At 30.4% G+C, this 26,198-nt stretch carries 32 protein-coding genes and 1 tRNA gene; 5 read left to right on the top strand and 28 right to left on the bottom strand.

Annotated features, from left to right (window positions below; genetic code table 11):
- Positions 1-6 precede the first annotated feature (6 nt).
- From V6251_RS06765 to V6251_RS06690, 16 genes are all read right to left on the bottom strand, one after another.
- A complete protein-coding gene (locus tag V6251_RS06765; RefSeq protein ID WP_341587533.1) occupies positions 7-501 on the bottom strand; it encodes a CAP domain-containing protein in 495 nt (164 codons plus the stop codon).
- 224 nt (positions 502-725) lie between these two features.
- Complete coding sequence (locus V6251_RS06760) at positions 726-1,439, bottom strand: LytR/AlgR family response regulator transcription factor (RefSeq protein ID WP_292947959.1); 714 nt, start codon at positions 1,437-1,439, stop codon at positions 726-728.
- Between the two features lie 12 nt (positions 1,440-1,451).
- Positions 1,452-1,769 (bottom strand): Hpt domain-containing protein, encoded by a 318-nt coding sequence (locus V6251_RS06755; RefSeq protein WP_341587532.1) that lies wholly within the window; start codon positions 1,767-1,769, stop codon positions 1,452-1,454.
- Positions 1,756-2,820: a sensor histidine kinase gene (locus V6251_RS06750; protein ID WP_341587531.1), complete on the bottom strand. Its 1,065-nt coding sequence runs from the start codon at positions 2,818-2,820 to the stop codon at positions 1,756-1,758. Before V6251_RS06750 ends, V6251_RS06755 begins: the two co-directional genes overlap by 14 nt.
- On the bottom strand, positions 2,820-3,953 hold the full coding sequence (locus V6251_RS06745; RefSeq protein WP_341587530.1) for an FIST signal transduction protein: 1,134 nt from the start codon (positions 3,951-3,953) through the stop codon (positions 2,820-2,822). Before V6251_RS06745 ends, V6251_RS06750 begins: the two co-directional genes overlap by 1 nt.
- A gap of 2 nt (positions 3,954-3,955) precedes the next feature.
- Positions 3,956-5,914 (bottom strand): PAS domain-containing sensor histidine kinase, encoded by a 1,959-nt coding sequence (locus V6251_RS06740; RefSeq protein ID WP_341587529.1) that lies wholly within the window; start codon positions 5,912-5,914, stop codon positions 3,956-3,958.
- A complete protein-coding gene (locus V6251_RS06735) occupies positions 5,914-6,453 on the bottom strand; it encodes a heme NO-binding domain-containing protein (protein ID WP_145003944.1) in 540 nt (179 codons plus the stop codon). Before V6251_RS06735 ends, V6251_RS06740 begins: the two co-directional genes overlap by 1 nt.
- 3 nt (positions 6,454-6,456) lie before the next feature.
- Positions 6,457-6,870: a response regulator gene (locus V6251_RS06730; RefSeq protein WP_145003948.1), complete on the bottom strand. Its 414-nt coding sequence runs from the start codon at positions 6,868-6,870 to the stop codon at positions 6,457-6,459.
- 121 nt (positions 6,871-6,991) lie between these two features.
- On the bottom strand, positions 6,992-7,261 hold the full coding sequence (locus V6251_RS06725; protein WP_341587528.1) for a hypothetical protein: 270 nt from the start codon (positions 7,259-7,261) through the stop codon (positions 6,992-6,994).
- Between the two features lie 119 nt (positions 7,262-7,380).
- Positions 7,381-7,746 carry an MmcQ/YjbR family DNA-binding protein gene (locus V6251_RS06720; RefSeq protein WP_341587527.1) on the bottom strand — a complete coding sequence of 122 codons (366 nt, stop codon included), beginning with the start codon at positions 7,744-7,746 and terminating at the stop codon, positions 7,381-7,383.
- 17 nt (positions 7,747-7,763) lie between these two features.
- A complete protein-coding gene (locus V6251_RS06715) occupies positions 7,764-7,901 on the bottom strand; it encodes a hypothetical protein (protein WP_186439215.1) in 138 nt (45 codons plus the stop codon).
- A 116-nt stretch (positions 7,902-8,017) separates the two neighbouring features.
- Positions 8,018-8,626: a DUF4230 domain-containing protein gene (locus V6251_RS06710; protein ID WP_145003957.1), complete on the bottom strand. Its 609-nt coding sequence runs from the start codon at positions 8,624-8,626 to the stop codon at positions 8,018-8,020.
- A complete protein-coding gene (locus tag V6251_RS06705; protein ID WP_341587526.1) occupies positions 8,627-9,376 on the bottom strand; it encodes a cyclase family protein in 750 nt (249 codons plus the stop codon).
- A gap of 2 nt (positions 9,377-9,378) precedes the next feature.
- On the bottom strand, positions 9,379-10,506 hold the full coding sequence (gene hemW, locus V6251_RS06700) for a radical SAM family heme chaperone HemW (protein ID WP_341587525.1): 1,128 nt from the start codon (positions 10,504-10,506) through the stop codon (positions 9,379-9,381).
- Positions 10,507-10,541: 35 nt separating this feature from the next.
- Entirely contained in the window at positions 10,542-11,096 is a 555-nt protein-coding gene (gene ruvC / locus V6251_RS06695; RefSeq protein WP_292947980.1) for a crossover junction endodeoxyribonuclease RuvC, read from the bottom strand.
- Positions 11,097-11,726 carry an outer membrane beta-barrel protein gene (locus V6251_RS06690; protein WP_341587524.1) on the bottom strand — a complete coding sequence of 210 codons (630 nt, stop codon included), beginning with the start codon at positions 11,724-11,726 and terminating at the stop codon, positions 11,097-11,099.
- Positions 11,727-11,775: 49 nt separating this feature from the next.
- Here V6251_RS06690 and V6251_RS06685 point away from each other — a divergent pair, with 49 nt between their 5' ends.
- Genes V6251_RS06685 through V6251_RS06670 form a run of 4 tightly spaced genes read left to right on the top strand, consistent with a single transcriptional unit; the run spans position 11,776 to position 15,539 of the window.
- On the top strand, positions 11,776-12,750 hold the full coding sequence (locus tag V6251_RS06685) for a hypothetical protein (RefSeq protein WP_341587523.1): 975 nt from the start codon (positions 11,776-11,778) through the stop codon (positions 12,748-12,750).
- Entirely contained in the window at positions 12,744-13,877 is a 1,134-nt protein-coding gene (locus tag V6251_RS06680) for a glycosyltransferase family 2 protein (RefSeq protein WP_341587522.1), read from the top strand. Before V6251_RS06685 ends, V6251_RS06680 begins: the two co-directional genes overlap by 7 nt.
- A 50-nt stretch (positions 13,878-13,927) precedes the next feature.
- A complete protein-coding gene (locus V6251_RS06675; RefSeq protein WP_341587521.1) occupies positions 13,928-14,800 on the top strand; it encodes a hypothetical protein in 873 nt (290 codons plus the stop codon).
- 1 nt (position 14,801) lies between these two features.
- Complete coding sequence (locus V6251_RS06670; RefSeq protein ID WP_341587520.1) at positions 14,802-15,539, top strand: Bax inhibitor-1/YccA family protein; 738 nt, start codon at positions 14,802-14,804, stop codon at positions 15,537-15,539.
- A 9-nt stretch (positions 15,540-15,548) separates the two neighbouring features.
- Here the strand turns inward: V6251_RS06670 and V6251_RS06665 are convergent, their stop codons facing one another.
- From V6251_RS06665 to V6251_RS06645, 5 genes are all read right to left on the bottom strand, one after another.
- The gene (locus tag V6251_RS06665) at positions 15,549-16,025 is read right to left on the bottom strand and encodes a hypothetical protein (protein ID WP_341587519.1); all 477 of its coding nucleotides are present in this window, start codon (positions 16,023-16,025) and stop codon (positions 15,549-15,551) included.
- A gap of 58 nt (positions 16,026-16,083) precedes the next feature.
- Complete coding sequence (locus V6251_RS06660) at positions 16,084-16,785, bottom strand: PDZ domain-containing protein (RefSeq protein ID WP_341587518.1); 702 nt, start codon at positions 16,783-16,785, stop codon at positions 16,084-16,086.
- 132 nt (positions 16,786-16,917) lie between these two features.
- Entirely contained in the window at positions 16,918-18,057 is a 1,140-nt protein-coding gene (locus tag V6251_RS06655) for a tetratricopeptide repeat protein (protein ID WP_341587517.1), read from the bottom strand.
- The gene (locus V6251_RS06650) at positions 18,058-19,353 is read right to left on the bottom strand and encodes a M56 family metallopeptidase (protein ID WP_341587516.1); all 1,296 of its coding nucleotides are present in this window, start codon (positions 19,351-19,353) and stop codon (positions 18,058-18,060) included.
- 2 nt (positions 19,354-19,355) lie between these two features.
- Positions 19,356-19,715 (bottom strand): BlaI/MecI/CopY family transcriptional regulator, encoded by a 360-nt coding sequence (locus V6251_RS06645; RefSeq protein ID WP_292947998.1) that lies wholly within the window; start codon positions 19,713-19,715, stop codon positions 19,356-19,358.
- 124 nt (positions 19,716-19,839) lie between these two features.
- On the opposite strand from V6251_RS06645, the gene V6251_RS06640 reads away from it, so the two are divergent.
- A complete protein-coding gene (locus V6251_RS06640; RefSeq protein WP_341587515.1) occupies positions 19,840-20,337 on the top strand; it encodes a DUF456 domain-containing protein in 498 nt (165 codons plus the stop codon).
- Positions 20,338-20,584: 247 nt separating this feature from the next.
- Here the strand turns inward: V6251_RS06640 and V6251_RS06635 are convergent, their stop codons facing one another.
- From V6251_RS06635 to trxA, 7 genes are all read right to left on the bottom strand, one after another.
- Entirely contained in the window at positions 20,585-21,262 is a 678-nt protein-coding gene (locus tag V6251_RS06635) for a response regulator (protein WP_341587514.1), read from the bottom strand.
- 3 nt (positions 21,263-21,265) lie between these two features.
- The gene (locus tag V6251_RS06630) at positions 21,266-23,275 is read right to left on the bottom strand and encodes an ATP-binding protein (protein ID WP_341587513.1); all 2,010 of its coding nucleotides are present in this window, start codon (positions 23,273-23,275) and stop codon (positions 21,266-21,268) included.
- A gap of 113 nt (positions 23,276-23,388) precedes the next feature.
- Positions 23,389-23,568, bottom strand: a complete 180-nt coding sequence (locus V6251_RS06625) for a hypothetical protein (protein WP_028283267.1) — start codon at positions 23,566-23,568, stop codon at positions 23,389-23,391.
- 423 nt (positions 23,569-23,991) lie between these two features.
- A tRNA-Asp gene (locus V6251_RS06620) sits at positions 23,992-24,065 on the bottom strand.
- Positions 24,066-24,152: 87 nt separating this feature from the next.
- The gene (locus V6251_RS06615; RefSeq protein WP_341587512.1) at positions 24,153-25,082 is read right to left on the bottom strand and encodes a DUF58 domain-containing protein; all 930 of its coding nucleotides are present in this window, start codon (positions 25,080-25,082) and stop codon (positions 24,153-24,155) included.
- Positions 25,082-25,627 (bottom strand): ClpP family protease, encoded by a 546-nt coding sequence (locus V6251_RS06610; protein WP_341587511.1) that lies wholly within the window; start codon positions 25,625-25,627, stop codon positions 25,082-25,084. Before V6251_RS06610 ends, V6251_RS06615 begins: the two co-directional genes overlap by 1 nt.
- A gap of 151 nt (positions 25,628-25,778) precedes the next feature.
- A complete protein-coding gene (gene trxA, locus V6251_RS06605; RefSeq protein ID WP_261375478.1) occupies positions 25,779-26,135 on the bottom strand; it encodes a thioredoxin in 357 nt (118 codons plus the stop codon).
- Positions 26,136-26,198 lie beyond the last annotated feature (63 nt).

The following is a 26,198-nucleotide window of genomic DNA, read 5'->3' as shown; positions in this document are numbered from 1 at the left end:
TTACGTTTATAGTTTTACAAAAATATTAGTAAAATAGTTTTTACCTTCTGCATCTTGTTTTGTGGATATACCAATGTTTGTTGCTTCTGGATTTTCTATATTTTCTCTATGACCTTCGCTATTTAACCAAGCATTAACTAAAGCTTGCGCATTACTAAATCCAAAAGCAACATTCTCTGAAACTGTCTTTGCATTAACCGTTTGTTTTAGGTTTTGAGAACGTAAATAAAAATAGTCATGACTTGGTGTACCTTGAGTAACCATATATTGATTATGACCAATAGCTTCTTTTGAAGCTTCATTTAAAATAGCCAAACTTGATAATCCTTGAGAAATTCTGTAATTATTAATCAACTCTATAATCTCATAATCCAATTGCGTGTAAGATACATCTGCGATTGTAGCACTATAGCTTTCAGGTGTATTCACCTCTTCCTCTACAGAACAAGACATTAAAAAAATATTGAATAATACGATTAGGGTTACGGTTAGTTTTTTCATCTTTATTTAGTTGTTTGATGACAAAACTAATTTTAAAGCTTGCTGGATTTATAGTTTTTCGATTAGTGCATTTTAAACTATCGACGAATGGTAATAATCAACAGATTAGCTAATTTTTTAACCTTACGTCTATGATTTATTTAAAAATAACACAAATAAAACACTACCTAACGTGTTAATAAGATATAAGTTAGGTACCACGCAAATAATTTAAAGAGATACTGTTATAGTAAATTTAAACGTTTCATTAATTCTGGTCTATTAGATCGACTAACAGGAATTACGTCTTTTTTGATTAATACACTATTGTCCTCGATATCAATAATTTTTTTAATATTAATGATGTAAGATCTGTGGACTTTTAAAAACAAATCATCTGGTAATTTATCTTCAATTTTTTTTAATGTAGAATGTACTGTATAATTTTTATCCTCTGTTTTAACTTGAATATAGTCACCTTTAGCTTCAACTAAATAGATACTTGGAATATCAATTTTAATTAAACGTCTATCAATATTAACATACAAATCATTACCAGAAGAGGTTTCTACATTTTCAGATTTTGAAACTGGTTTAGCTGTCGTTTCCTTTATTGATTCTGCTTTATCAATTGCCTTTTTAAAACGCTCTAAAGTTATAGGTTTAACTAAATAGTCAACGATACAGTCGTATTCAAAAGCTTGAATAGCAAAATTTGGATCTGATGTTGTAAGTACTATTTTAGGTGGATTTTTAAGGGTTTCGATAAAATCAAAACCAGTAAAATCAGGCATATGTATATCTAGAAAAATTAAATCTACTTCGTTTTGATTTAAATATTTTATGGCTTGCATTGCATTTGGAAACTCTTCCAAAACATTTAGACTTGGTACATTTGAGCACAATTGAGAGATAATCATCCTTGCTGTAGCTTCGTCATCAATGATAATACAATTCATATTTTTTTATATTTAAATTTCTTCTAGATAGTCGGTTATGCTTTTTAATATCGCTTCAAATTGATCTTTAAGATCAGAAGCACCATCTAACAAATTGTTTTCGTAAGCCACTGCTACTTCATAACCTTTTTCAAGGCCTAAAATACTAATTTTATGCTTAAGTTTATGCACATTATCTGCTGCTAATTTAAAATTATTAGCTTCAAAATTATCAAAATAGACTTGTTTCTCTTCTGGATACTCTATTTTAATAATATCAATTAGCTTTTGTTTGAAGGCTTCATCACCTCCTGATAGACTGTTAATGTAGGATTGGTTAGGTTGTTCCATTTGGGGATTTTTTTAAAGTGAAATAAAATGTTGTACCAACATTGACTTGAGATTCTAGCCAGATTTTACCACCATATAATTCGACAATTTTTTTAACTATAGACAATCCAATTCCTGTTGAGTCTGGATTGTTTTCTAATTTTATAAAGGTTTTAAATATTTTATTAAAGTAGGATTTATCAATACCCTTACCGTTATCTTTTATGTGAAATTGCCAGTAGTTGGCTTTATCTTCCGCTCCAATTTCAATAACGCCTTGGTCTTTATCATTGTATTTAATAGCGTTACTAATAAGGTTTTGAAACAATTGTTGCAACCTATATTTATCACCTTTTATAACTGGTAAATTGGTTTTAGTAACACTAATATTAGTTGGTACATGGATAATTTTTAGAATGTTTTCTATTAGCAGATTAGCATCTACATCGTAGGTTTCTATTTGATTTTTACCAATCGTAGAGTATTCTAAAATACCACTAATAAGTGTGTCCATTTTTTCCACGTTATCTCTTATTAGGCCTAATGTATTTTTTCCATTACTATCAAAAACCTCAGCATAGTCTTCCGTTAACCAAGACGTTAAAGCGTCTATACTACGAAGTGGTGATTTTAAATCATGAGATACCATGTGTGCATAGTCACTAAGCTCCTGATTTTGGTGCGCCAGCTCATTTAATAATGCTTGTTTTTGTTTATTCATTTCGATAATCTCCTTGGTTTGATTATCGATAAAGTCTACTAATTTTGAACCTGTAAGTTCTATATTTTCAGTTTTTTGATCTTCTTCTAGATTATAAAACTTAAGCGTATCTATAACACTTTTTAGTTTTTGAATAACCACTTTTTGTTCTTCAGCTTCGTTTTGTAATTTACGATTTGCTGCATACAACTCGTCAGAACTAATAGACATTGCTCTTTGAATCATATGTGATTGCTCGTCAAAATTATTGTAAGAGCTACTTATAGCATTAAAAAACTCTGAAAGTGCGTCGTTGTTTTTTAAATCTTCACTTAAATATTTGCGTATTTGTCTTTTTAATAATGAATTCATTATTCGCTAATTAGCGTTATAGTCATGGTTTGATTATGTAATTGACACGCAACTTCTCCATGAAATGGTGCTATTTCTCCGTAGGAATAAAATCCGCTGATTACTGTGTCAGTACCTATAACCTCAATAACTTCTTCAATTTCTTCTTCTACACGTTGGTCTAAAACAATTTTTCTGCCAATACAACTTACTAGTATAGCTAATTCTGGTTTGTTTTTTCTGTGCGTTAAGGCTTGGGTTGCTGCACGCTCTGACGCATTAGCTATGTGATCCACATTAGTCATCATTAACTGTACTTTGGAGTTTTCTTTAATATCTCCTGCTAAAATTACAGCATTTTCCGCTTCGTTTATATTTAAAATCGAGCGCACAATGGATTGATTTTCGTCTTCAGACGTTACATTTAGAGGGTATAATAAGGCTGCTCCTGGAAGGTCTCTAGCTTTGTCTCCTAAATACGTTTTGTACAAATCTAAAGCTGGTTGATTATCCAGCTCATACAACACATTACCACTAGATTTAGTAACTATACGCTCTGGACCAAAAGGTGTCCATCCACCATGAATTGAAAACGAAATCTCAAGTGTGTCACCATAAAACCCTATAGCAACTAGCTCTCCTTCTTTTGGGTTTTCATTGTAGGATGCTAATGTTTTTTCAAAACGCGCATCATCACCACATAGTCCTCCTGTTATTAGCAGGTTGTCATCTGTAGCTGCACTCATCCCTTTTGTTAATTGGCTTCCGTTAATAAAACTACCTTCTGAGACTACAAAAGCATATTTTAATCCTTCTTCAGGAAATTGTTTTATCAATTCGTTTCCTGTTTTAAAACTATCTAAATCTTTATTCAAAACATTACTTGTTTTGATTAAAAACTTACTTTTTTCAAATTGAATAGCTGTAACTGTAATACTATTTTGATTAACTGTATTAGACGAAATTTCTGCACAAGAAGATGCAAAAACAATATGGCCATCAGGAAAAATTTGTCTAAGGTCTTGGTATACCGTTTTTTCTTCCAACAAAAATCTATTTCCAAAAACCAATACTAAAGGTTCTATTAAATCCTGTTTTTCAACAACATATTCCCAATTTTTATTTTTATGTTTTACTAATTGTACTGTTTTCATTGCTATTTTTTTAATGTAAAATAAAAAGTGGTTCCTACAGTTGGTTGACTATCTAACCAAATTTCTCCGTCATGTAAATTAACTATCTTTTTGACAATAGATAATCCTATTCCTGTAGAGTCTTTACTTTTATTAAGTGCATGGAATATTTTAAATATTTTATCATGAAACTTTTTATCAATTCCCATACCATTATCTTGAATTGAAAACTTGTAGTGACTTTTTAAATCCTCCACATCTATGTTAATATGTCCTTCTGTTTTATCAATAAACTTTACTGCATTGCTAATTAGATTTTGAAATAACTGCTGTAATTTGGTTTTATCTCCTTTTATATTTGGTAATATATTAAGGCTTTTTATTTGTATATGGTCAGGAATGTACAACATACTAATTAGCTCACTAACCATAGTATTTAAATCGACTTCAGTTTTTACAGAATTATCTGACCCTACGCTGGAGTAATTTAAAACATCTGTAATTAGTTGCTCCATTTTTTCTAGAGTAGATTCTATCAACGCAAAATTTTGAAGACTTACATCATCTAACTTTCCTTGATTATCTTCTTTTAACCAACTAACTAGTGCGTGAATACTGCGTAAAGGTGATTTTAAATCGTGAGACACTATGTGTGCATATTCTTGCAGCTCGTCATTACTTTTTTCTAATTTAGATAATAGTTTTTCTTTTTGTAACTCTAAGTTTTTTATCTCAGTAATATCCAAATGGATACCAATGGATCCTACAACTTCTCCATCTAAATTATAATTTGGAGCACCACTTATTAATAAATATTTAACTTCGCCTGCCTTGTTTTTCACTTTAAGCTCATAAGAACTGGATTGGCCTTGTAATCGTTTTTTGTTTTCCTCTAAGACAATTTCAGAACCACCATCTATAATAAACAACTCTCTTGCATTTTTACCTTTGACCTCTTCTTGAGTATAACCTGACATTCTTTCAAAACTTTGGTTTACCATCAAGATTTCGTCTTGATTATTAACCTCTACCAGTCCTAAATTCATGTTAGCAATTATGTTGTAATACTTTTGCTTTTGCGCTTCTAAACTTTTTCTGTAGGTACGATTTAGGGTCACATCCTTAAATGTCCACAAATACCCTTTAGACTTTTCGCCAATTATAATTGGCGTATAATTACGTTCTAAAATTTTACCATCAACCATTTCTAGCTCATCACTAAGCACCTCTTTTTTGGCCTCATCAATTGCTCTCATTCTCTTTAAAAACCCATCTGGATCTTTAAATAATATTTTATTTTGCTCTGAAGCTGCTTTACAATCTAAACCTATCAAATCTTTAGGTTCAGCATTTATTCCAAATAGCTCACAAAATTTATTATTAGTCAATACAATGTTTCTGTTTTCGTCTTCTAGTATAATACCACTATCCAAATTAACAACTAACGATGCTAATCTGTTTTCAGATTCTATTAATTTTTCTTCAGAAATTTTTTGATTGGTGATATCCCTAACAATACCTTGTGCAGCAACTGGTTTTTTATCTTTATCAAAAATGATACTAGCATTAATATGCACCCATTTTACTTCTTTAGATTTGGTGTATACTCTGGCTTCATAACCTTTAAAAAAACCTTTAGTGTATAACTCATAAAAAGAAGTCATAGCGTATTGGTAGTCTGCCTTATATATAAGATTGGTAACATTTACTTTATCTATAGAGACATCGTAACCAAATAATTTTGTTGCAGCTTCGTTAAATTTTATGACATCTCCTTGTAGGTCCATGACGACATAAGCATCAGCTATATTCTCGAAAACACCTTGAAGTTGTGAGGATTTTTCGTCTAGAAGTTGTTCTAACCTTTGAGATGTAAAGTAGAGTTCTCTTGATTTTTCTTCAAGAATTTTTTCAGCAGCTTTTCTTGCTGCCTTTTCTCTAGTTAAAGCACGCTTTAATATTTCTGACTGATCTTGACTCATTAATTTTTATTAATAACAAATCTAACTTCTGTTCCGTCTTCTTTAATTTTTTGTAAATCTATAGTTGCTGTTGCATTAAAATGCGCGAATGTTTTATTCATTAACCCTAAACCAAAGTGATGCATTGCTCTGCTTGAAGTATAAATCATTACTAAAGAGTTTTCAGTTTTTTCCACGACTTCAAACGTTGGCAATTCTGCGTCAGGATAAATTTTTCTAACTTCTACATGAATATGATTTTCAATAGACGAAATCATCTCGATTGGATCTTTATAAGTTGCTAATAATCCAGGATAACTGTTTTCTATTACACTAAAAAAGTGCTCTGCATAAACCAGTAATAAGTTATCTATTGAAATACCAGTATTTTCGCTTAAATGTGTTAAAAGCTGAAGCATTTCTGAAAAACTATACGTCCCAACAGCTGTGTAAACTCCATCGGATTCTAGTGTAGAGCTGGTTATTATATTATCAACCATTTCTAGACCAAACTTGTCTTCTACTAACTCTAAAAATTCTGTAAAAACTATACCCTTCATTACTTATACTACTATTAATTCATTTATACTCCAATAGGCTAATAATCTTTCAATTTTGATTACGTAATCCTCATATTTTAAAGGCTTAATCACATATCCTGCAACACCTGTTTTGTAACATTCTAACAAGTCTTTTTGGTTATTAGACGTTGTCAAAATTATTGTAGGAATATATTTTAAAACATCATCCTTCTTTAAAATTTTTAAAAACTCTATACCATTAATTTTAGGCATGTTTAAATCTAATAAAATTATGTCAGGTAAGTTGTCTTTTTTCTCTAATATTTGCAATGCAACTTCACCATTATTGGCTTCAATAATAGTATGATCTAATTTTAGAGTAGAAATTGTTCTGTTCAATTTCATTATTTCAATCATGTCATCTTCAATTAGAAGAATTTTCAGTTTTTTAATCATCTTGAGGGTATTTGTATTAATCCATCGAAATTTACCCCTTAATCAAGGTTTAAAATTTATATTTCGGTTAGACATTGATAAGTGTCGACGGATAGCGTTTAAGTGTCGACGAATGGAAAACCTACTTTTGGTTTTTGTAAAAACGAATAGATTGTATTGTATTTAACTTAGCAGACTGCTTAATTGTAGATAGCTCTTGAAGAAAACTAAGAGAATAACTATCTACGTCTTTATTATCTAGATGCATTTCAAAATTTGAAATAAATTCTAATTGCTTTAAATTTAAATACAAACTTTTACTATACTGATTGTCATACATATTATCTAATGTATTGTCTTTAACATTAGTTATGACTTTTATTTTGGCTTTAAAAAAATTGAGAACACTCATACTGTGAGAATATATGTTTAATGGTGTCAAAGGTAACATGGTATAGCGTGTTGAATTTTTTATTTCTTTAAAAGAGAATTATATATAGATAAGTTGCAGTTAAGTGTCGATAAATGTTTTTAAGACTTTAATTCTAACCGCATTTTTTTAGTCATTCCTTTGATTACCATATCATAGGAGTGGTCTATTAATTGCTTTATAAATTCTGGTTTTAAGTCGGCTTTATGGATGTAGACCGTATTCCAATGTTTTTTATTGGAGTGCCAACCAGGCACAATGCTTTCATGAGCTTCCCGTAGGTTTATTGCATATTCTGGATCGCACTTTAAGTTTATAGATGCTAGTCCACGCTCCCATTTTTCTAGTGGTACTAACGCAAACATTTTACCTAATACTTTAAATACTAAGGTGCTTTCATCAAACGGAAAAGAATTGGTAACCTTTGGCTTACTTAAGCAATAGGTACGTAATTGCTCTATATCCATATAAAGTCAAATTAATTTTATTTTTGATGTTTTGTATTAGACTTGCTAGATTGCCTCCTTAGTTTTTTTAAATAATGGGCTTCTTCCTTGGTTGCGATTGGCGGAATGTCTAGGCTTAATAAAGTGTCATTAATGTATTGTAAAAATTTGTTCATAACTAATAGCTTTGGTTCTAGAAATCAAGGTATTAAAACATAAATAGGTTACCATAAATATACATCCTTAAAACATCAAATCTGACTAAATACTGATTTAATCGACCAAATGCACTTTATTTTAATAACTTATCTTGTTTAGCGCTAATTTTTAAAGCTGAATAGTCCAAAGTCCAACCAATAGTCTCTACAATATTTTCTACAAGAAGTAAAGATTCTAAAGCTTCTTTTTTTGCCACATTATACAATCCGCTTTCTGGCACTTTGTCTCTAATATGTTGCTTAGCTTCCTCGCTTAAATTGGTCAAATCTGTGGCTTCAAATCTATTAAAGTAGCCATCTTTTTTATCGTAATAATTAATATTAGTCTCGATAGATAAAATTTCTGGCTGCGGAAAATGACTAATAGTTACGGTCTTTTTTTTATGGTTTGACGTTAATTCAATTTTATTAAAATCGTAACCAACATAGGCTTTAGCATTAATTACTACTAAGGCTTTTTTCTTGCTTGACACTAATTTTAAAAACCGTTCTTTAACGTCTTCGTAGTGATAGATTTCGGCAAAGTCCCCTTCTACAGTTATAAATTTACAGACCTTTTTTATTTTATCCAATAGTATAACAGACTGTGCTGTTACCTTTTTTTTGTTTTGTAAATGATTATAAAGCGTATAGACACCTAACCCTAGGATTCCTCCTATAATTAAAGTAAAAAATGTTTCCATTTAATTTTCGATTTTATATAATATAGGTTTACTTGGTGTTGCATCATTCTCGATTGGAGCGATTTGAAGATTTAAAATATACTTCCCATCTTCAATTTTGTTTGACACGTATATAAACTCTGTAATTGTGGCGTCTTTTCTAATCTTACCATTAAAATCCCAAAAGGCTTTATGTGCTAATAGTTTGCCATCATCCTTCTCTTTATCAACACTTGGTAAATCAATCAATAAGTGTTTTACTCCTATTTTTTTTATAAATAAAGCAGCTTCCTCTGTTAAATAAGGCCAGTTTGTATTGGAGTATTGTCTAGATTTTTTCTCTTTAGTATTAGGCATAGTCCTTATAACTAAAGCCTTAGGTTTGCGCTGTTTTAATAAATATTGTAGTTGCGCTTTTGATATTACCTGATCCTCTCCTATTAATTCTGGTGCGACAGAAATAACTTCAGCTAAATAAAAAAACTGTTTTAAGCATTTATTTACACTATAAAACTGCTCTGTAATATGACCAACACACTCAGTATGTGTACCATGTGCATGTGGATTAAATTGAATGTTATTAAAATTTATTGATGCACCTTCTTTAACGCTTGCAGTCCAGTCATTAACGACTACAGGTTCTATTTTAGGAGCATCAACATACCAAGCATTAGCATTGGATATTGAAGCGCGAAGTGGCATAGATATGTCTAAAGGTTGCGCTAAGTTTACGGTATATTTTTTATTGTTTATGGTTATTGTAGAAATCAAAATTAGATAATTTTAAATAAGTCCGAAGCAATTCCGTCGCTTAGAAACTTACCGGTTTTTGTTGTTTTTAAGTTGTTATCCTCAATATACAACATTTGTTTGTTTATATACTGATTAGCGTGTTGCAACAAGTATTCCAAAAAAGATTCTCCAAACTGTTTTTCAATTTTATCTAACGAAACTCCCCAAATAGTACGTAATCCAGTCATGACGTACTCATTATACTTATCATTTACAGTCAAAGTTTCTACCTCCAATGGTAATTGATTAAGATTAATTTTGGAGATATAAATCGCGTTGTTTTTTACATTCCAAGCACGCTGATCTCCATTAAAACTATGAGCAGAAGGTCCAATCCCCAAATATGGCTTACCTAACCAATAAGCACTATTATTTTTACTATAAAAGCCTTTTTTACCAAAATTAGATAACTCGTAATGATCAAAACCTGCTTGCTCTAATTGCTCTATTAAAATATGAAACTGCTCGTGTGCCAAATCGTCATCCACATTATCTATAATTCCTTTTGCAATAAAACTAGCTAGTGCTGTTTTAGGCTCAACGGTTAAGGCATAACTAGAAATATGTGGCACACCAAAGCTTAATGCAGTTTGTATATTATCCAACCATTCTGCATTTGTACTATTTGGTATCCCATAAATTAAGTCTAAACTTATATTATCAAAATATTGGGTTGCTAATTGCAAACAGCGCTTAGCTTCTTGTGCATTGTGTGCACGATTCATTAGTTTTAAATCCTTTTCATAAAAAGATTGAATACCAATACTAAGTCTATTAATAGGGCTTTTAGAGAGTTTAATTATAACCTCTTTGTTTAAATCGTCAGGATTGGCCTCTAAGGTAACTTCTGGATTATCTGTGACTTTATAGTTTAAATAGACACTATCTATCAAGTATTGCAATTCGTCTGCAGACAAAACACTTGGTGTACCTCCTCCAAAATAGATGGTTTCTACCGTTATATTTTTAAACTCGTCTTTACGTAATTCCATTTCTTTCGCTAAAGCGAAAATAAGCTGATCTTTCTTTTTCATGGACGTCGAAAAATGAAAGTCACAATAATGACAGGCTTGCTTGCAAAACGGTATGTGTATGTATATTCCTGACATATTATTAAGCTATTAGTTGTAAAATATAAGTGTTACTACTTTTTAACACGCTTTTCATTCTGCTTTACAAAAGCACTCCAACCTGTATAGCTTTTACCAATCTCCACACGTCCTTGATTGTAAAAATGGCACACAGCTGCTCCAAGTCCATCCATCGAATCTAGATTTTTTGGTAAGGTTTTAATACCCAACATACTTTGTAACATTTTAGCAACCTGCTCTTTACTAGCGTTACCATTACCTGTTATTGCCATTTTAATTTTTTTTGGCGCATACTCTGTTATTGGTACTTCGCGACTTAATCCTGCAGCCATAGCGACACCTTGTGCACGACCTAACTTAAGCATACTTTGTACGTTTTTACCAAAAAAAGGTGCTTCGATAGCAATCTCATCTGGATGATGAGTTTCAATTAGCTCTATGGTACGTTCAAAAATTAATTTCAGCTTTAAATAATGGTCATCGTATTTTTTAAGATCCAATTCATTTAATTGAATAAGACTCATTTTTTTGTTAACCACCTTTATTAAACCAAAACCCATAATGGTTGTTCCTGGATCAATACCTAGTATAATTTGCTCTTTACTCATTTAATTACATGTATAACATCCGCTTAATGATACAGCCACACCAACAGTTACAGTTAACATATTGCCATTAAAAGATCCATAACCTTCTGTGATTGGTTCAAAATTGTCTGCAAAACCTAATATATAAGAGGCATCCACAAACGCTGAAACTGTTTGACTTATTCCATAGTGAAATTCCATGCCACCCATTGCATTTAAAAACGAAGTTTTATTATCACCATAATCTCCTAATGGCTTTATCATAGAGTAACCAGGACCAACATGAAATAACAATCCAGTTCCAAACGGTAAAAAATTAAAATCGCGTGTAGCATCATACACAAACTGTAAATTTACACGTGTGTAGTTTGTTTTAAACTCTGGTGTATTATCTGCATTTGCAAAACGATTATAACCAAAGTCTAATTTAGCTCCTAATTGTGGCGTAAACATACGCTGGACACCTAAATTTATGGTTGGAAAATTAATACTATTAGCTTCAAAAGGAGTCACCAATCCGTCTTGTGATGGACTGTTAAAACCTACAGCAAATAAGGCTTTCCATTTACTAGTTTCTATTTGTGCGTCTGCTGTACTTAAAGCAAAAACAGCAATTAATAGTAAGCAATAGTGTTTGATAGTAGATAACATTATGTAATATTTAGTTTAATTTGCAAACGTCAACATTGGCGCAACTTTTATGCACAGCAACTTGCCTTACAAAACTAAACAATTCTTTTTTGTACTTATTAAATTAAGTATAGTTGTTGGTGCATTTTATTTTATCTACCAAAAACTACTATATAATGACACTTTAAATTTTAGTCATTTTATTCACTTTTTAAACCAAAACAAACTGTTTAGTCTAAAAAACATAGTGATTTTAAGTTTTTTAAGTGGTTTAAACTGGTTTGTAGAAATTATAAAATGGCGTTTTTTAGTATCCAAGCTTAAGGTTCTGTCGGTTTTTGAAGCTTCAGAGCAAAGTTTAGGTGCCTTAACAGCATCTTTATTAACACCTAACCGTATTGGAGAATATGGTGCCAAAGCCATTTATTACCCAAAAGCAGACCGAAAACGCATATTACTAATCAATTTAATTAGTAATATGATGCAAATGGGTATTACAGTTATTTTAGGCGTTATTGGTCTTATTTTATACTATAATACGTACGACATAACTGTTGATTTTATTAAAATATCAAGAGGGTTACTTATAGCTATCACTATTTTTGTAATAACACTATTTGTATTAAAACAAAGTAAGTATAAAATAAAGGAGTTTTCTATTCAAAAAACAACTAATTATACCAAAACATTAGGTTTACCTTACATTACAATTGGCTTTGTACTATCGTTATTACGATATATAATATTCTCTTTTCAGTTTTATTATATTTTAATCCTTTTAGGAATTGAAATAAGTTATCCTAATGCTATGGTAATAATTACAACACTGTATTTACTAGCATCTATTATTCCGGCTATTTCAATTTTTGATGTGGTTATAAAAGGAAGCGTTGCCATTTATTTATTTGGATTTGCTAACATTGCAGAACTTCCTGTTTTAAGCTGTGCGTTAATTATGTGGTGTCTTAATTTTGCAATTCCAGGACTAATTGGAAGTTATTTTGTTTTACGCTTTAATCCAACAAAAACCAACATTAAATGCTAATCACCTTTGTAATCATTACTATTCTATATCTGTTTTTAATAGGCTTTTTTGTACTAGGTTTTGATAAAGTAAAACAATTTAGACTACAAGATATTACTCCAAAGACCACGTTTACGGTAATTATTCCGTTTAGAAATGAAGCCAAAAATTTACCGGAATTAATAGACTCTCTTTTAAACTTAAATTATCCTAAACATTTATTTGAGGTTGTTTTAGTAAATGACGACTCAGAAGATGATTCTATTAAAACCATTAAAAATCAACTATCTCATAGCCAAACCACTGAGTATAGCATTAAAATAATAGACAATCAACGCGAAACAAATTCACCAAAAAAAGACGCTATAACATCTGCCATTAAACAAGCTAAACACCAATGGATTATTACCACAGATGCAGATTGTATTGTCCCCATTTACTGGTTAGATAGTTTTGATAACTTTATACAAAGTCATACTGTAAAAATGATTGCTGGACCAGTATGCTATAATCAAAACAAAGGACTATTAAATTATTTTGAAACTTTAGATTTTTTAAGTCTAATTGGTGCTACCATAGGTGGTTTTGGCATTAACAAACCATTTTTATGTAATGGCGCAAATTTAGCTTATCAAAAACAGTTTTTTAAACAACTAAATGGTTTTGAAGGCAATACAAATATTGCCAGTGGTGATGATATTTTTTTAATGGAAAAAGCTGTAAAAACTGATAATCAAAGCATTCTATATTTAAAAAACAATCAAGCTATAGTTACCACAAAACCACAAAGTAATCTTAAAAACTTAATATCACAACGTGTGCGTTGGGCTAGCAAAACTAGTAATTACAAGAATAATTTTGCCAAAATTGTTGGGCTACTAGTATTACTAATGAATGCTAGTCTTTTAATTGGATTACTATTAGTGGCTTTAGGACTATTTGCATTAAAACCTTTTGCTTATCTATTTTTTATAAAAGTAGCTATAGACTTTATACTAATTTATAAAGCCTGCCAATTATTTAATAAAGAAGAATTGCTTAAGCATTATTTGTGGAGCTGTTTTATTTACCCATTTTTTAGTGTTTATATTGCCTTTATATCTATGTTTACAACCTATAAATGGAAAAACCGAACATTTAAGAAATAGCTTTTTCAGCCAAAAACATTTACTTTAGCATTAAACCAAACTACAGCATTATGAAAACCCTAGTTTTATTTTTAGCCTTAAGCTTTACAACGCTTACTATTGCACAAAACACGTATACGTTTAATAACGAAAAAATTGAACTTAAGACAGAGGTAGAAGGTGACTACGACTTGTTATGGAACACCTTTGAAGGACGTTATCGTTACTTTATTAAAGGTCAAAATGAAGCCTTAACAGAATTGACAAACACTAAAGGCACAAACAATAAATATGATAATGCTTATCAAACTACTTTAAAGGCTACAACAGGTCAAGATGCGTCCAAAGTAAAACTAACACTTTACAGTCTAAAAGATTTTATTAACCAAGTCAATGCATCAAGCGATGCTAGTTATACATATAATAGCGATAAGCCAAAATTAAAAACTAGAGTTGGTATTTTTAGTGGTTTAACCAACCATCCTTTTGTGGTTAATCCAGACAATAAATCTGTACCCTTTTTTGGAGCAGAATTGGAAGTATTTCAGGACAATCCAACACCAAAACATTCTGGGTTTTTAAATATACGTAGTGCAGGAGATACTGACGATTTTAAATATAGCGCAACCCAAATTGCTTTAGGTTACCGCTTTAGATTTTTAAACAAACCAAGTTTTAATATTTACGGACAAACTAAGTTTGCTACTTTTACTACATCTAAAACTACTATTACCTATCAAGACCCTAATAATACGGAAACAATAATTATTGATGAAGTAAAAAATTCTGGGTTTGATGTGCCTTTAATTTTTGGTTTAGGAGCCGATTACAAATTAGGAAATGGGTATATCACGCTTGTTGTGGATTCGTTATTTGCAGCTTTTATAGATAACGAAGGTAACTTTCCTTTGGATCTTGCTTTAGGCTATAAGTTAAATTTATAACATGCGTTATTTAGAAAAAACTTCTAATCCAGCATTTACAAATTACTTTTGGAAAAATCAAAATCCTGCTTCTGGTCATAAAATGACAGTTACAGGTATTATGACCAAAACCTTATTTTGTTTACTAGTTATAACAACTATTGTTGTTGCCATTTGGAAGCTTTATGCCAACGGAACCAGTATTAAATGGTTTGCTTCTGGAGGTATGCTTGCTACTATTGTTATTAGTATTGTGCTTTCTGTTAGACAACAGTGGGCTCATGTTTTAGTACCATTGTACGCTGTCGTAAAAGGCTTTTTTCTTGGTGGTATTACTGCTTATGCTCAGGCTAGGTTTCCGGATTTACCGTATCAAGCCATAGGTGTAACCATCGTAACCTTTTTTGTGGTTTTGTTTTTATATCAAACCCGTTTAATTGTAGTAACCAACACCACTAAAAGTGTTATTATTACCGTGTGCACGACTATATTTGTAGTATATATTATCTCATGGATTTTAAGCTTTTTTGGAATTAAATCTTTTATATGGGGAACCTCTTGGCTAGCTATTGGTTTTAATATTTTTGCAGCCATTTTTGCTGCATTATCACTTTTACTAGATTTTGATTACATAGAAAGACAAAAAAACAAAGCTTCAAAGCACAAAGAGTGGATGGCAACTTGGGGACTTTTAGTTACTTTAATTTGGTTGTATGTTGAAATTTTAAGACTAATGAAAAAGTTTGCTATTAAATTTTAATAACCACCATTAATTAACCCGTAACACTATAGGTAATTTAAACTGAGACTTTACTTGTTGTCCACGTTTGATAGCTGGATAAATTGTAGGTAGCGTATCCAAGCTATTGGTAATTATAGTTTTAATTTCTGGAATCTCTAGGGTAGTAACACTATCTATTTCTATAGCATTTATAACTAATTCTCCTTTTTCTGAAATTAATAAGGATAATAAAATTGTGTCATTTATATCCTGAGACACAATAATAGTTTGTTCTTGCAATTTACTTGAGATATGATTAGCTAAGGTTGTCTCAAAACACTGTTTAGCATCTAATTTTGACTGTAAAGTATCGCAAGTTTTAAAACTTGGATAACTGTCTACTTCTTTCCAATTAAAAGTTTTGAGTTCTTTTTTTAAAATAGCTTCAGAAGAGGTCTTCTGTACATCAAAATATTGACAAGAGGCCAACATCAAACACAGTAAGAAAACAGCTATTTGCTTCATAATTAACTAATATAGCCGAAAAGTACAACTTTTTTAAATGACAGAAACTGGTATGTTATTAATTTCTTTTAACTACAAACAGATTAGAATAGGTTGTATTGTCTTTTGAAATTTTTAATACATAGACACCATCCTCTAATTTATCTACATTTAATACTTCGTTTAAATCACCTTTAGTAAAGCGTTTTTTGTATTGTTTAACAAGTACACCATTGGTCATGTAAATAGCAAAATTATACTCGCCTTGAAGGACCGCTTTAAAAGCTACATTTAACTGGCTTACTGCAGGATTTGGATATAGACTAATATTTTGTTTAGATAAGGTAGTTGTTATTGCATCGCAGCACACTTCCTCTTGAATTACTTTAGATGATTTAGCACCTAATGTGATTGTTTTTACACTTATTTTTCCGTCACGTTGAATCGTTAACTTTACAGTATCAAAAGGCTGATAAGCTTTTACAGCATTCATAGCATCACCTCTTCTATTTACTTCTAAATCGTCTATTGCCAAAACTAAGTCGTAGGGTTGCAAGTTGTTTTCTGCAGCAGCAGTATTATCTATTACTTTTAAGATAATAACACCTTGATCTGTTTTACTTTCTTTATCACATGGACTACCAAACTGAACACCTAAAAAAGCAGTTTCGTAAACTATTTTATCAATTGTGCAGGTTTGTTTACAATCATTAGCGGTTTGTGCATTTACTATACTTGCAAAACTTAATAAAGCAAAAATCACGGGTAGACATCTTTTCATAATTATAAAAATTTAATACATTTCAATATATAGTATTTTTCATACAAAGTTATTAATTATACTAATAAATTTGATTTAAGATAAAAATCCTAGATAAAAATCCAATTATACCGATGATCTAACAACATTAATTTATTCGGTTTTATTTTGAAATTTTTCGCTTTTATACGTCGCTAATTTAACCTTTAATATTTCTGAATATTTACTGTCTGGAAATTGATTAATGTACTTTTCAACCTCTTTTTGTTTAGCGTCAAGGTCTTTAAAATAATCCAATTTTGTAAACGTCCTAAAAAAGTAATTGGACTCTGACTTTGGATTTTCTTTTATTGCATTAGTAAAAGCCTGAATAGCTTGGTCTGGTTTATCTTGTAAATTGTACAAAACGCCTAATTTAGCATACTGCTCATCCAAGGATTGGTCCTGCAGTTTAATTGCTTCCAAAACATGCTTTTCGGCTAAATCATATTCACGGATTTGTTCATAATTAATACCTAATAAATAATGGTTATTAGCATCCTTTGGATCTAACTTTAAAGCTAAGTCTAAATATTTCACAGCCTTACTGTAGTAGTAAACTTTACCATAACAATACCCTAATTTTTCGTAAACAAACTTAGTTGTTTCGCCCAAATCTAAGAGTTTTAAAAATTGACTTATGGATTCATGGTATTCATTATTTAAATAGTATTTTTGAGCAATAAGTCCTATTAATTGCTTGTTATTGGGATAGGTTTCTAACCCTATGTTTATATAATCTTCAACTTTTTTAAATGCTCTTTTTTGGAGACTGTATTTAGCCAGTTCAAAAATTACTTTTTGATGTGTTTGATCAAGTTGAAAGGCTTTTAAAAAATTTTTCTGAGCAGTTTCAAAATCGTCTGAAGCATTACCAACCAACCCTAAATAATAGTAGTAATTAGGGTTAGATTGATTTGCTTTTATTAGGTCCATCAAATGGTTTTTAGCTTGGACTAATTGACCATTTTGAAACAATAATTTACTTAATTCAAACTTAAATAAAAGATTATTTGGACTATTTAATACTGCCTTATTATAGTAGCCTACTGCTTGGTCATAGTTGCCTAAATATTGATAGGATTTGGCTATTTTATCCGTATAATCTGCAGTATTATCTAACTGATTATAAAATTGGATTGCTTTAGTGTAATTTCCATGATTATATAAACTATCTGCAGTCTCTAGAATGGATGTTTGAGCGTTAACACTAACAAATAACAAAATACTGACTATGACACTAAAGGTTTTCATTTATTTAATTTTAAACGCGATTGGTAAACCGTAAACAACATCTACTGCTTTACCTTCATGCATACCAGGTGTCAATATAGGTAGATTATTTATTACACGATTGGCTTCTGCCTCAAGATCAGGATGTTCTGCTCTTGACATGACATCAATAATCTCTCCTGTTTTACTTATTTTAAAACTTACAAATACCTTCGTGATTCCTTTTTTTAAATCTAAGTTATCAGCTAATTTAGTATTAAAATTGTTTAGGACATGATTAGATACTTGATCTGAAAAACATTTTTTTTGATGGTCTTTGTCAACAAGCGTTTTACAGGCTTCAAATAAAGGGGATTGATCAATAGCAGAAAATGGCAGGTCTACACCTATTTGCTTACTGTTGTTTATATCTAATGTTTCGGTCTGTATATTTACTATTGGGTCTTTGGTTGCTTCACTTTCGTTGGAACAAGATGAATAGACTAACATTCCTAAAACCATAGGAATTAATAATAAATACTTAACTAAATGCGTCTGTTTTGTTTTTGATTTTTGTAACATAATGATTCGTTTTTTGATTAATGATTGATTGAAAAATGGATTGATAAAAGCATACGTTTTAACATTAAAAACTTGCTGCAATAATTGTTGATAATACTCCGATTTATTGAATTTTACTGCATTTTGATCCGCTAAAAATTCGTGAATATTACTAATTCTGATTTGATATAAATACACTAAAGGATTAAACCATAACACAATCTTTAAGACCTCAAACCACAACAAATCAAAGGTGTGTTTTTGTTTGGCATGTATCTTTTCGTGTTCAAAAACAGATTGCCTCTGAGTGGTTGTTAATGTATCTCCTAAAAAGATATAATTAAAAAAAGAGAAGGCTGTGTTTGTATCTTTTAAATGGACAATCGTTAAATTATCTTGTATTGTTTTTGGGTTTTGATGGATTAATTTTAAAATCTTAATTAGCTTTATTACAAAAACACTAAAAATTATTAATGTGATTAAAACATAGCCATTAGCTACTGTCATTAGTGAGACTACAGTGTCATATGAATAATTTGTATTAGATTGATTGTTTAAACTGCCCAAAACAATTTCTGGCAACACAATAATTGAATTGCTATCTAGCAGTGTATTAAAACTGTCTATTTTAATAAACGGAATAACTAATGACAATAAAGATGTAATTAACAAATACAACCTATTGTGACTAAAAAAAGTATCTCTTTTTAAAAACAAATCATAGACTATTAAAAATAATAACTGAAATAAAATACTTTGAAACAAATAACTTATCATGACTATTCTTTTTTATTAATCTCCTTTAATACGGTCTCTAACTCGTTTAAACTAATATCATTTTTTTTAACAAAAAAAGAAACCATACTTTTAAACGAACCTTGAAAATAATTATCCACCAATTTAGTAATCGATTGATTACTATAATCTTGTTTTTTTAAAACAGGAAAGTAAATATGTCCTTTACCTTGTTTTTTATAATCTACAAACCCCTTAGATTCTAAAATCCTGACAATGGTGGACACTGTGTTATATGCTGGCTTAGGTTCTGGTAAAAACTCAATTATTTGTTTAACATTAGCATTTTCTAGCTGCCATAAAACTTGCATAATATCCTCTTCTGCTTTGGTAAGTGCTTTCATTTTTTTAAACTAACTTTTTAGTTGAATGATTCAAATATAACTAAAAATATAGTTTAAACTAATTTTTTAGTTATAAAATTGTAACAATCTTTCTTTTAATCAGTCTTATTAATAAAATAAAGAAATGGATATCTTATTTAGCCTGTTAGGTTTAATGTTTATATTATTTGGATTAGCTGGCAGCTTATTACCTATTATTCCTGGTCCTCCATTAAGTTGGATTGGCTTATTGTTTTTATATATGACTACAGCTGTACCCAATGACACAATGTTTTTAGTAATTACAGGTATTGTAGCTATAGCTATATTTACTTTAGATTATTTTATTCCTGCAATTGGTACCAAACGATTTGGTGGTAGTCGATCTGGAGTCATTGGAACAACTATTGGATTGATTATTGGCTTATTCTCGCCTATTCCAGCAGGTATAATTATTGGTCCATTTATTGGTGCTTTTATAGGTGAAAAATATAATAATGCTAATAATAATCAGGCATTAAAGGCTGCGTTTGGATCGTTTTTAGGATTTATAACAGGAACCTTATTAAAGTTTATAGTAGCTATTGTATACTTTGGATATTTTATTGCTACGTTTTGGGAATATAAACACCTAATGGTATAAAAAAGATAAAGCAACATCCTTAAATGTTGCTTTATAGTGTGTAAATGTAAATGCTATTAATCAAACAGAAGTTTGAAGGGAATGATTAACTTTATACTAAGTTATATAACAAATATATATAATCTTATATTTACCTATTGTGGTTAAAACCACAACGTTACTGTGGTTAAAACCGCAAGTTTTAGTAATACTAAGTTGTTTGAAAGATTTTTGACAGCTAAAAAAAATTAAAATTTAACATTTAAAATTAAATATAGCCTTTCTCCTTAGCTATGCTAATAAGCGTTTCGTCCTTACCGTCGTCCACAATAAATAATTCTTTAAGATTTTTTTTACGCTTTTCAATTGCACTTAATGTAATACCTAATGGCTCTACTAAATCTTTTGTCCTAATACCTAATGACAAAAAGTAAAGCATTTTGTGATTTATCTCATCCACTTCAATAGGATTAAAGATGCTTCGTTTAATTATAGTATTTATTGTTCCTGTATAAAATGGCGGTTTTGTTTGGATAACCTCAAAAGCACTAGCTAACTCGCTTGATGTTAAATCACTTTTAATTAAAAACCCTTCAGGATTTATTGTTTTAATTATATTGTGTATTCTGTAAACCTCATTAAACATGGTTAAAATAACCACTTTAGCTTCTGGTTGTGTCTGCTTAATATGTTTGGCCAAATCTTCTCCTGATTTATAAATACCATCTGAGGATTGAGGTATGCTAATATCAAAAAAATAGATATCGTAGGGCTTTCCAATATTTTTTGATTTTTTTATTGCTGCTAAAGCAGAATCACAGTCCGTAGCAATATCAATTTCTAATATTTGATTTTCTTTTTTAGTAGCTAACAATGTGTGTTGATAACCTTCAATAATCATTGGGTGATCATCAACCATTAATATTTTTAATACTTTACTTTCCATAGGTTAATTATTAATTGTAGGGACAATAATTATAATTTTAGTGCCAGTTTTTTCATGGCTTTTTATTTTAAGCTCGCCATTAATTTCTTGTATTCTATCCTCTATATTTTTTATTCCAATGCCTTTTTTAGCTTTATGTGTATCAAACCCTTTTCCGTTATCCGAAATGCAAAAAACTAATGCATTAGCTTCCATTTTAAATGAAATATCCACCTTAGTTGCTTCAGCATGTTTATATGCATTTTGCATCGTTTCTTGTAAAATACGATACAGGTGAATTTTTACTTTATTATTTAATGCATCCCAATCAATACTATCGTCTCCATAAAAGGTGTACTCTATTTTATAAGCATTCATTTGTGCATCAACCAAAGTCTTTACAATATCCAAAAAACCAGATTGTTTTATAAAGTCGGTATTTAGTTCGTGGGATACTTTACGGATGTCTTCTTCTATATTTTTAAGCTCGCTTATATAGTGGCTTCTTTTGTCAATAGCCTCTTTATTTACGCTTAAATTTAGACCATCCAAACTAAGTCTTACTCCAAAAAGTTTTCCTAATATACCATCATGAATATCTTTAGATATTCTGTTTTTTTCTAAACTTCTTGCTTCATCAATTTTATCTTGCTGAGATAACATGAGCTTGTATATCTCCTCATTAGCTTCTTGCTGCTGTCGTTCTAACTGTAGTTCTTTATTTTTTTCACGTTGGGTTTTAATAATGTACAGAAAAAACAATGTAAATAATAGCCCTCCAGAAACAATAAGTAACCACAAGCGCTGACGTGAGATTTGTTGGTTTTCTTGTTTAATTTCTTCCGTTTCATAATCAATTCTCATAAATTTATTTCGACTTGATCGTTCTGCAAAAAGCAAACTATCATTTAGTCTAATATGTTCAAAGAGATATTTTTTAGAAGCTTCACCTTTTTCAATTTCAGACTTAATATAAAGCGCTTTTAAAATAGTCTTATTATGCTTTAACTCTTTACCCAAAGTATATGCTGTAGTAGAATACATCGCTGCAGAATCAAGTTGATTAATGGTTTTAAAATAGTCTGAAAAATTAAGACTAACAGACATCTTTATATTTTTATCTAAAATGGAGTCGCTAAGCCTAAACGCTTGTCTATAAAGGGTTTCAATTTCTTTATTAGAATCCTTACCACGCAAGAATTTAGAGTACGCCAAATCGTTTATTACATAAGCATAAGTCGAAGCATCCTCTGATAACAGTTTACTACTTTTTAAAATTTGATTATACTTATCAATAGCAAGATTGTAATCCCCTTTTTTTCGATAAGTCGAAGCTATATTTACGTTAGAATAGATTTTGTAGAAATAATTATCCTTTAGTTTATTACTACTATTAATCGCTTTGTTGTGATATTCTATTGAGTTATCATATTGCTGAAGCTCTCCAGATATTATACCAATAAGGTTATATAATGACCATTCTGTATCTACATTATAGTCGTTTTTTTGAAGCTTATCAACAACATTAATAGCCTTAATTACATTATTTTGTGCTCCAATATAATCTCTTTCAGACTCTTGGATATTAGCCATATTTAATAAAACTGCAGCATAATTTTTAAAATCCTTTAACTTATCATAAAGCTTAACTGCGTTGAAGTAATAATAATAAGCACTATCAACTTTTTGTGTCTTACCATAAGAGTAGCCTAGATTATAGTATGCATTTGCTATTGATACCGAATCTTTTATTTTTTTAGCAAGAGATAAATTATCAAGGTTTATTGATTTGATATTATCTATTTGCCCATCAATAATGTATAAAAAAGATAAGACCCTTTGACTATTTAATAAAGTAGAGTCACTATCAGTTTTAGCGGATAATGTAATTGCTTTTTTAGCATAGGTAATTCTATCTTCAGTAGTTATTTGATCATTTTTAGCTAAGTTTCTGTAATAGTATATTGAGTCGGAACTCTGACTAAAACCAAGACTAGCAAAAAGTAAAATTACTAATGGAAAATATTTTATCAATCTATTTACAAAATTAAGGTAAAACCAAATTTAGGATAAAATAGATAAATATAGGTATACATAGCACTGATAATTTTTCAATGCATAAAACACTATGCCAATAAAACAATAGCCTATCCTTGAGATGGCACTTTATCTTTTTTGATACCATTAGTTGCAAGCAACTTAATATCTACTTTTTTAACTTCAGTATTAGAGTTTTCTTTATTTGGTGTTGTATCGTTTAAAGCGCTTACTCCAGTTAATAATACGATAGAAAAGATTGCTACTAATGTAATTTTTAGGGATTTCATAATAATAATTATTTAAGGTTAATTTTGAGTTATATATTAATTTTAAAATTTAAATATACTAACAGTAAGCTAATACTATAGCTTACCAAAATCACACACTAATTATTTGTATGTCCAAGAAGATTAATTAATTAGCTTTAATAGAGGTAATATTTGAGGGAAACTTTTAAAGCCCGACGAAAATATCATAACATAGAGTAAAAGTAGTAAATAATTCGATGAAAAGCAAATAACATAGACGAAGTGGTCTAAAACAAAAAAGCATCCCAATTTTCTAGAAGAAAAAAGGAAAGCTTTCCATCGGTTCAAGCTATTTGACTAGCTTTCTACCAGTTTGATAGACTACTACATCTATCAAAACAACACAACTAAATTTTATTGCCAAAAAAAGCTCCGATAAATCGGAGCTTTTAGCAATTTTCGCGGTCTGGACGGGATTCGAACCCGCGACCTTCGCCGTGACAGGGCGACATTCTAACCAGCTGAACTACCAGACCGTTGCGTTATTGCGAGTGCAAAGATACACTTCTTCATCAATGTCGCAAACTTTTTTTCACTTTTTTTTCACTTTTTTTTATTTTTTTTTAAATAAATTTTTCGCGCTCGATCATATACGTAGTCAAAATTTTGTCAAACGTCTGATTTACATCAGCATTAACATATTTAATCTTGTATTGCAGACATTTCATTTTTAAATCATTAAAATAATTTAAAACTTCGTTTTTATAATTATCCTTCACTTGGTCTGCATATAAATTGACGTAGTCTCCAGTTTCTATATCAATAAATTTTTTGGGCTTATTATTAAAATCAAAAGCAACTTCCTTATTTTTATCATGCACATGAAACAAAACCACCTCATGCTTATTATGTTTTAGATGTCTTAAAGCTTCAAATAACTTCTCTTGATTTGTTGAAGCCTGAAACATGTCTGTAAACACAAATATTAAAGAGCGTCTGTGTATCTTCTCTGCTATTTGATGCAAATACACATAGGTATCTGTTTGTCTAGTCCTAGGGTCTGCTTTAACTGCTTCTTCCAATTGATGGATTAGCATTTGATGATGACGCTCGCTACCTTTTTCTGATGCGTAAAAATCGTATGCATCACTATATATGCTTAGTCCAACAGCGTCTCGCTGTTTTTTTAAGATATACATCAAAGCTGCTGAGGCTAACGCAGAAAAAGCAATCTTATTTAAATTTTCTAAAGCGTAGTTGTCCATTTTTGGATAATGCATAGAGCTACTATTATCCAAAATAATATGACAACGTAAATTAGTTTCGTCATCATACCGTTTGGTATACAGTTTATCTGTTTTAGCAAATAGCTTCCAATCTATATGACGTGTGCTTTCACCTTGATTATAAATTTTGTGTTCTGCAAACTCTGCAGAAAAACCATGAAACGGACTTTTATGCATTCCCGATATAAAACCCTCGACCACTTGTTTTGCCAAATGCTCGAGGTTTTTAAATCCTCCTGCTTTATTAAGTTCGTCTTGTAGTTTCATTACTCAGCTATACCATCAACAATACCATAAGCAACTGACTCATCCGCTCCCATCCAATGGTCACGATTAAAATCCTTCATTACTTTTTCATACGTTTGACCACAGTTGTCTGCTAAAATATGAGCACTTAGCTCTTTTGTTTTAACAATTTCTTGAGCTGTAATTTCAATATCACTTGCTTGACCACGTGCACCACCACTTGGTTGATGTATCATGACTCTTGCATGTGGTTGAATAAAACGTTTTCCTTTTGCTCCAACAGACAGTAATATTGAACCCATTGATGCTGCTAGTCCTGTACATACTGTAGAGACGTCGCTTTTTAAACTTTTTATGCAGTCGTACATTGCAAATCCTGAGGTTACATAACCACCTGGGCTATTAATGTATAATGTAATATCTTTTGTATCTAAGCTATCTAAATACAGCAATCTATCTATAACATGCTTTGCCGATTTATCATCTACCATTCCCCAAAGAAACACTTTACGCTCTTCTAAAAGTTTAGCATCAATAGCATCTTGTACTTTTATTGTTTTACTCATTTTTTATAATTTTGATCGTTTAAATCTTAAAGTTTAATATCACTATAAAATAAAGCCTTTAATTTATTTAGGCATTTATTATAGTTTCAACTAAAGTAAAAAAGGTTTGCCATTACAGCAAACCTTTTATCAATACTTTAATAACATTGACTTATAATAAAGCGTCTAATGCTTCAGCGTAAGCTGTTTTTGGTGCTACACCTACCTGACGTCCTACTACTTCACCATTTTGAAATACTAAAACCGTTGGGATGTTACGTACACCATATTTTGCTGCAAATTCTTGATTTGCATCTACGTCTACTTTTCCTACGATGGCTTTACCTTCATACTCAGTACTTAATTCATCGATGATTGGTCCAACCATACGACATGGTCCACACCAAGCTGCCCAAAAGTCTACTACTACAGGCTTATCGCTTTTTAATACTGTTTCTTCAAAGTTTGCATCTGTGATTTCTAATGCCATAATATTATGTTTTAATTGTGTTTTACTACGTGTTAATATGCAATATTAGTCAAAAATATTACCAAAGCTTACAACCAAACAATTTGTTTTAACTATTGCTGT

The sequence above is a fragment of the Olleya sp. Ti.3.14 genome (assembly GCF_038154885.1).
Classification (GTDB): domain Bacteria; phylum Bacteroidota; class Bacteroidia; order Flavobacteriales; family Flavobacteriaceae; genus Olleya.
Note: the sequence above shows the minus strand (reverse complement) of the source record. Positions and strands in the feature narration are given on the sequence as shown.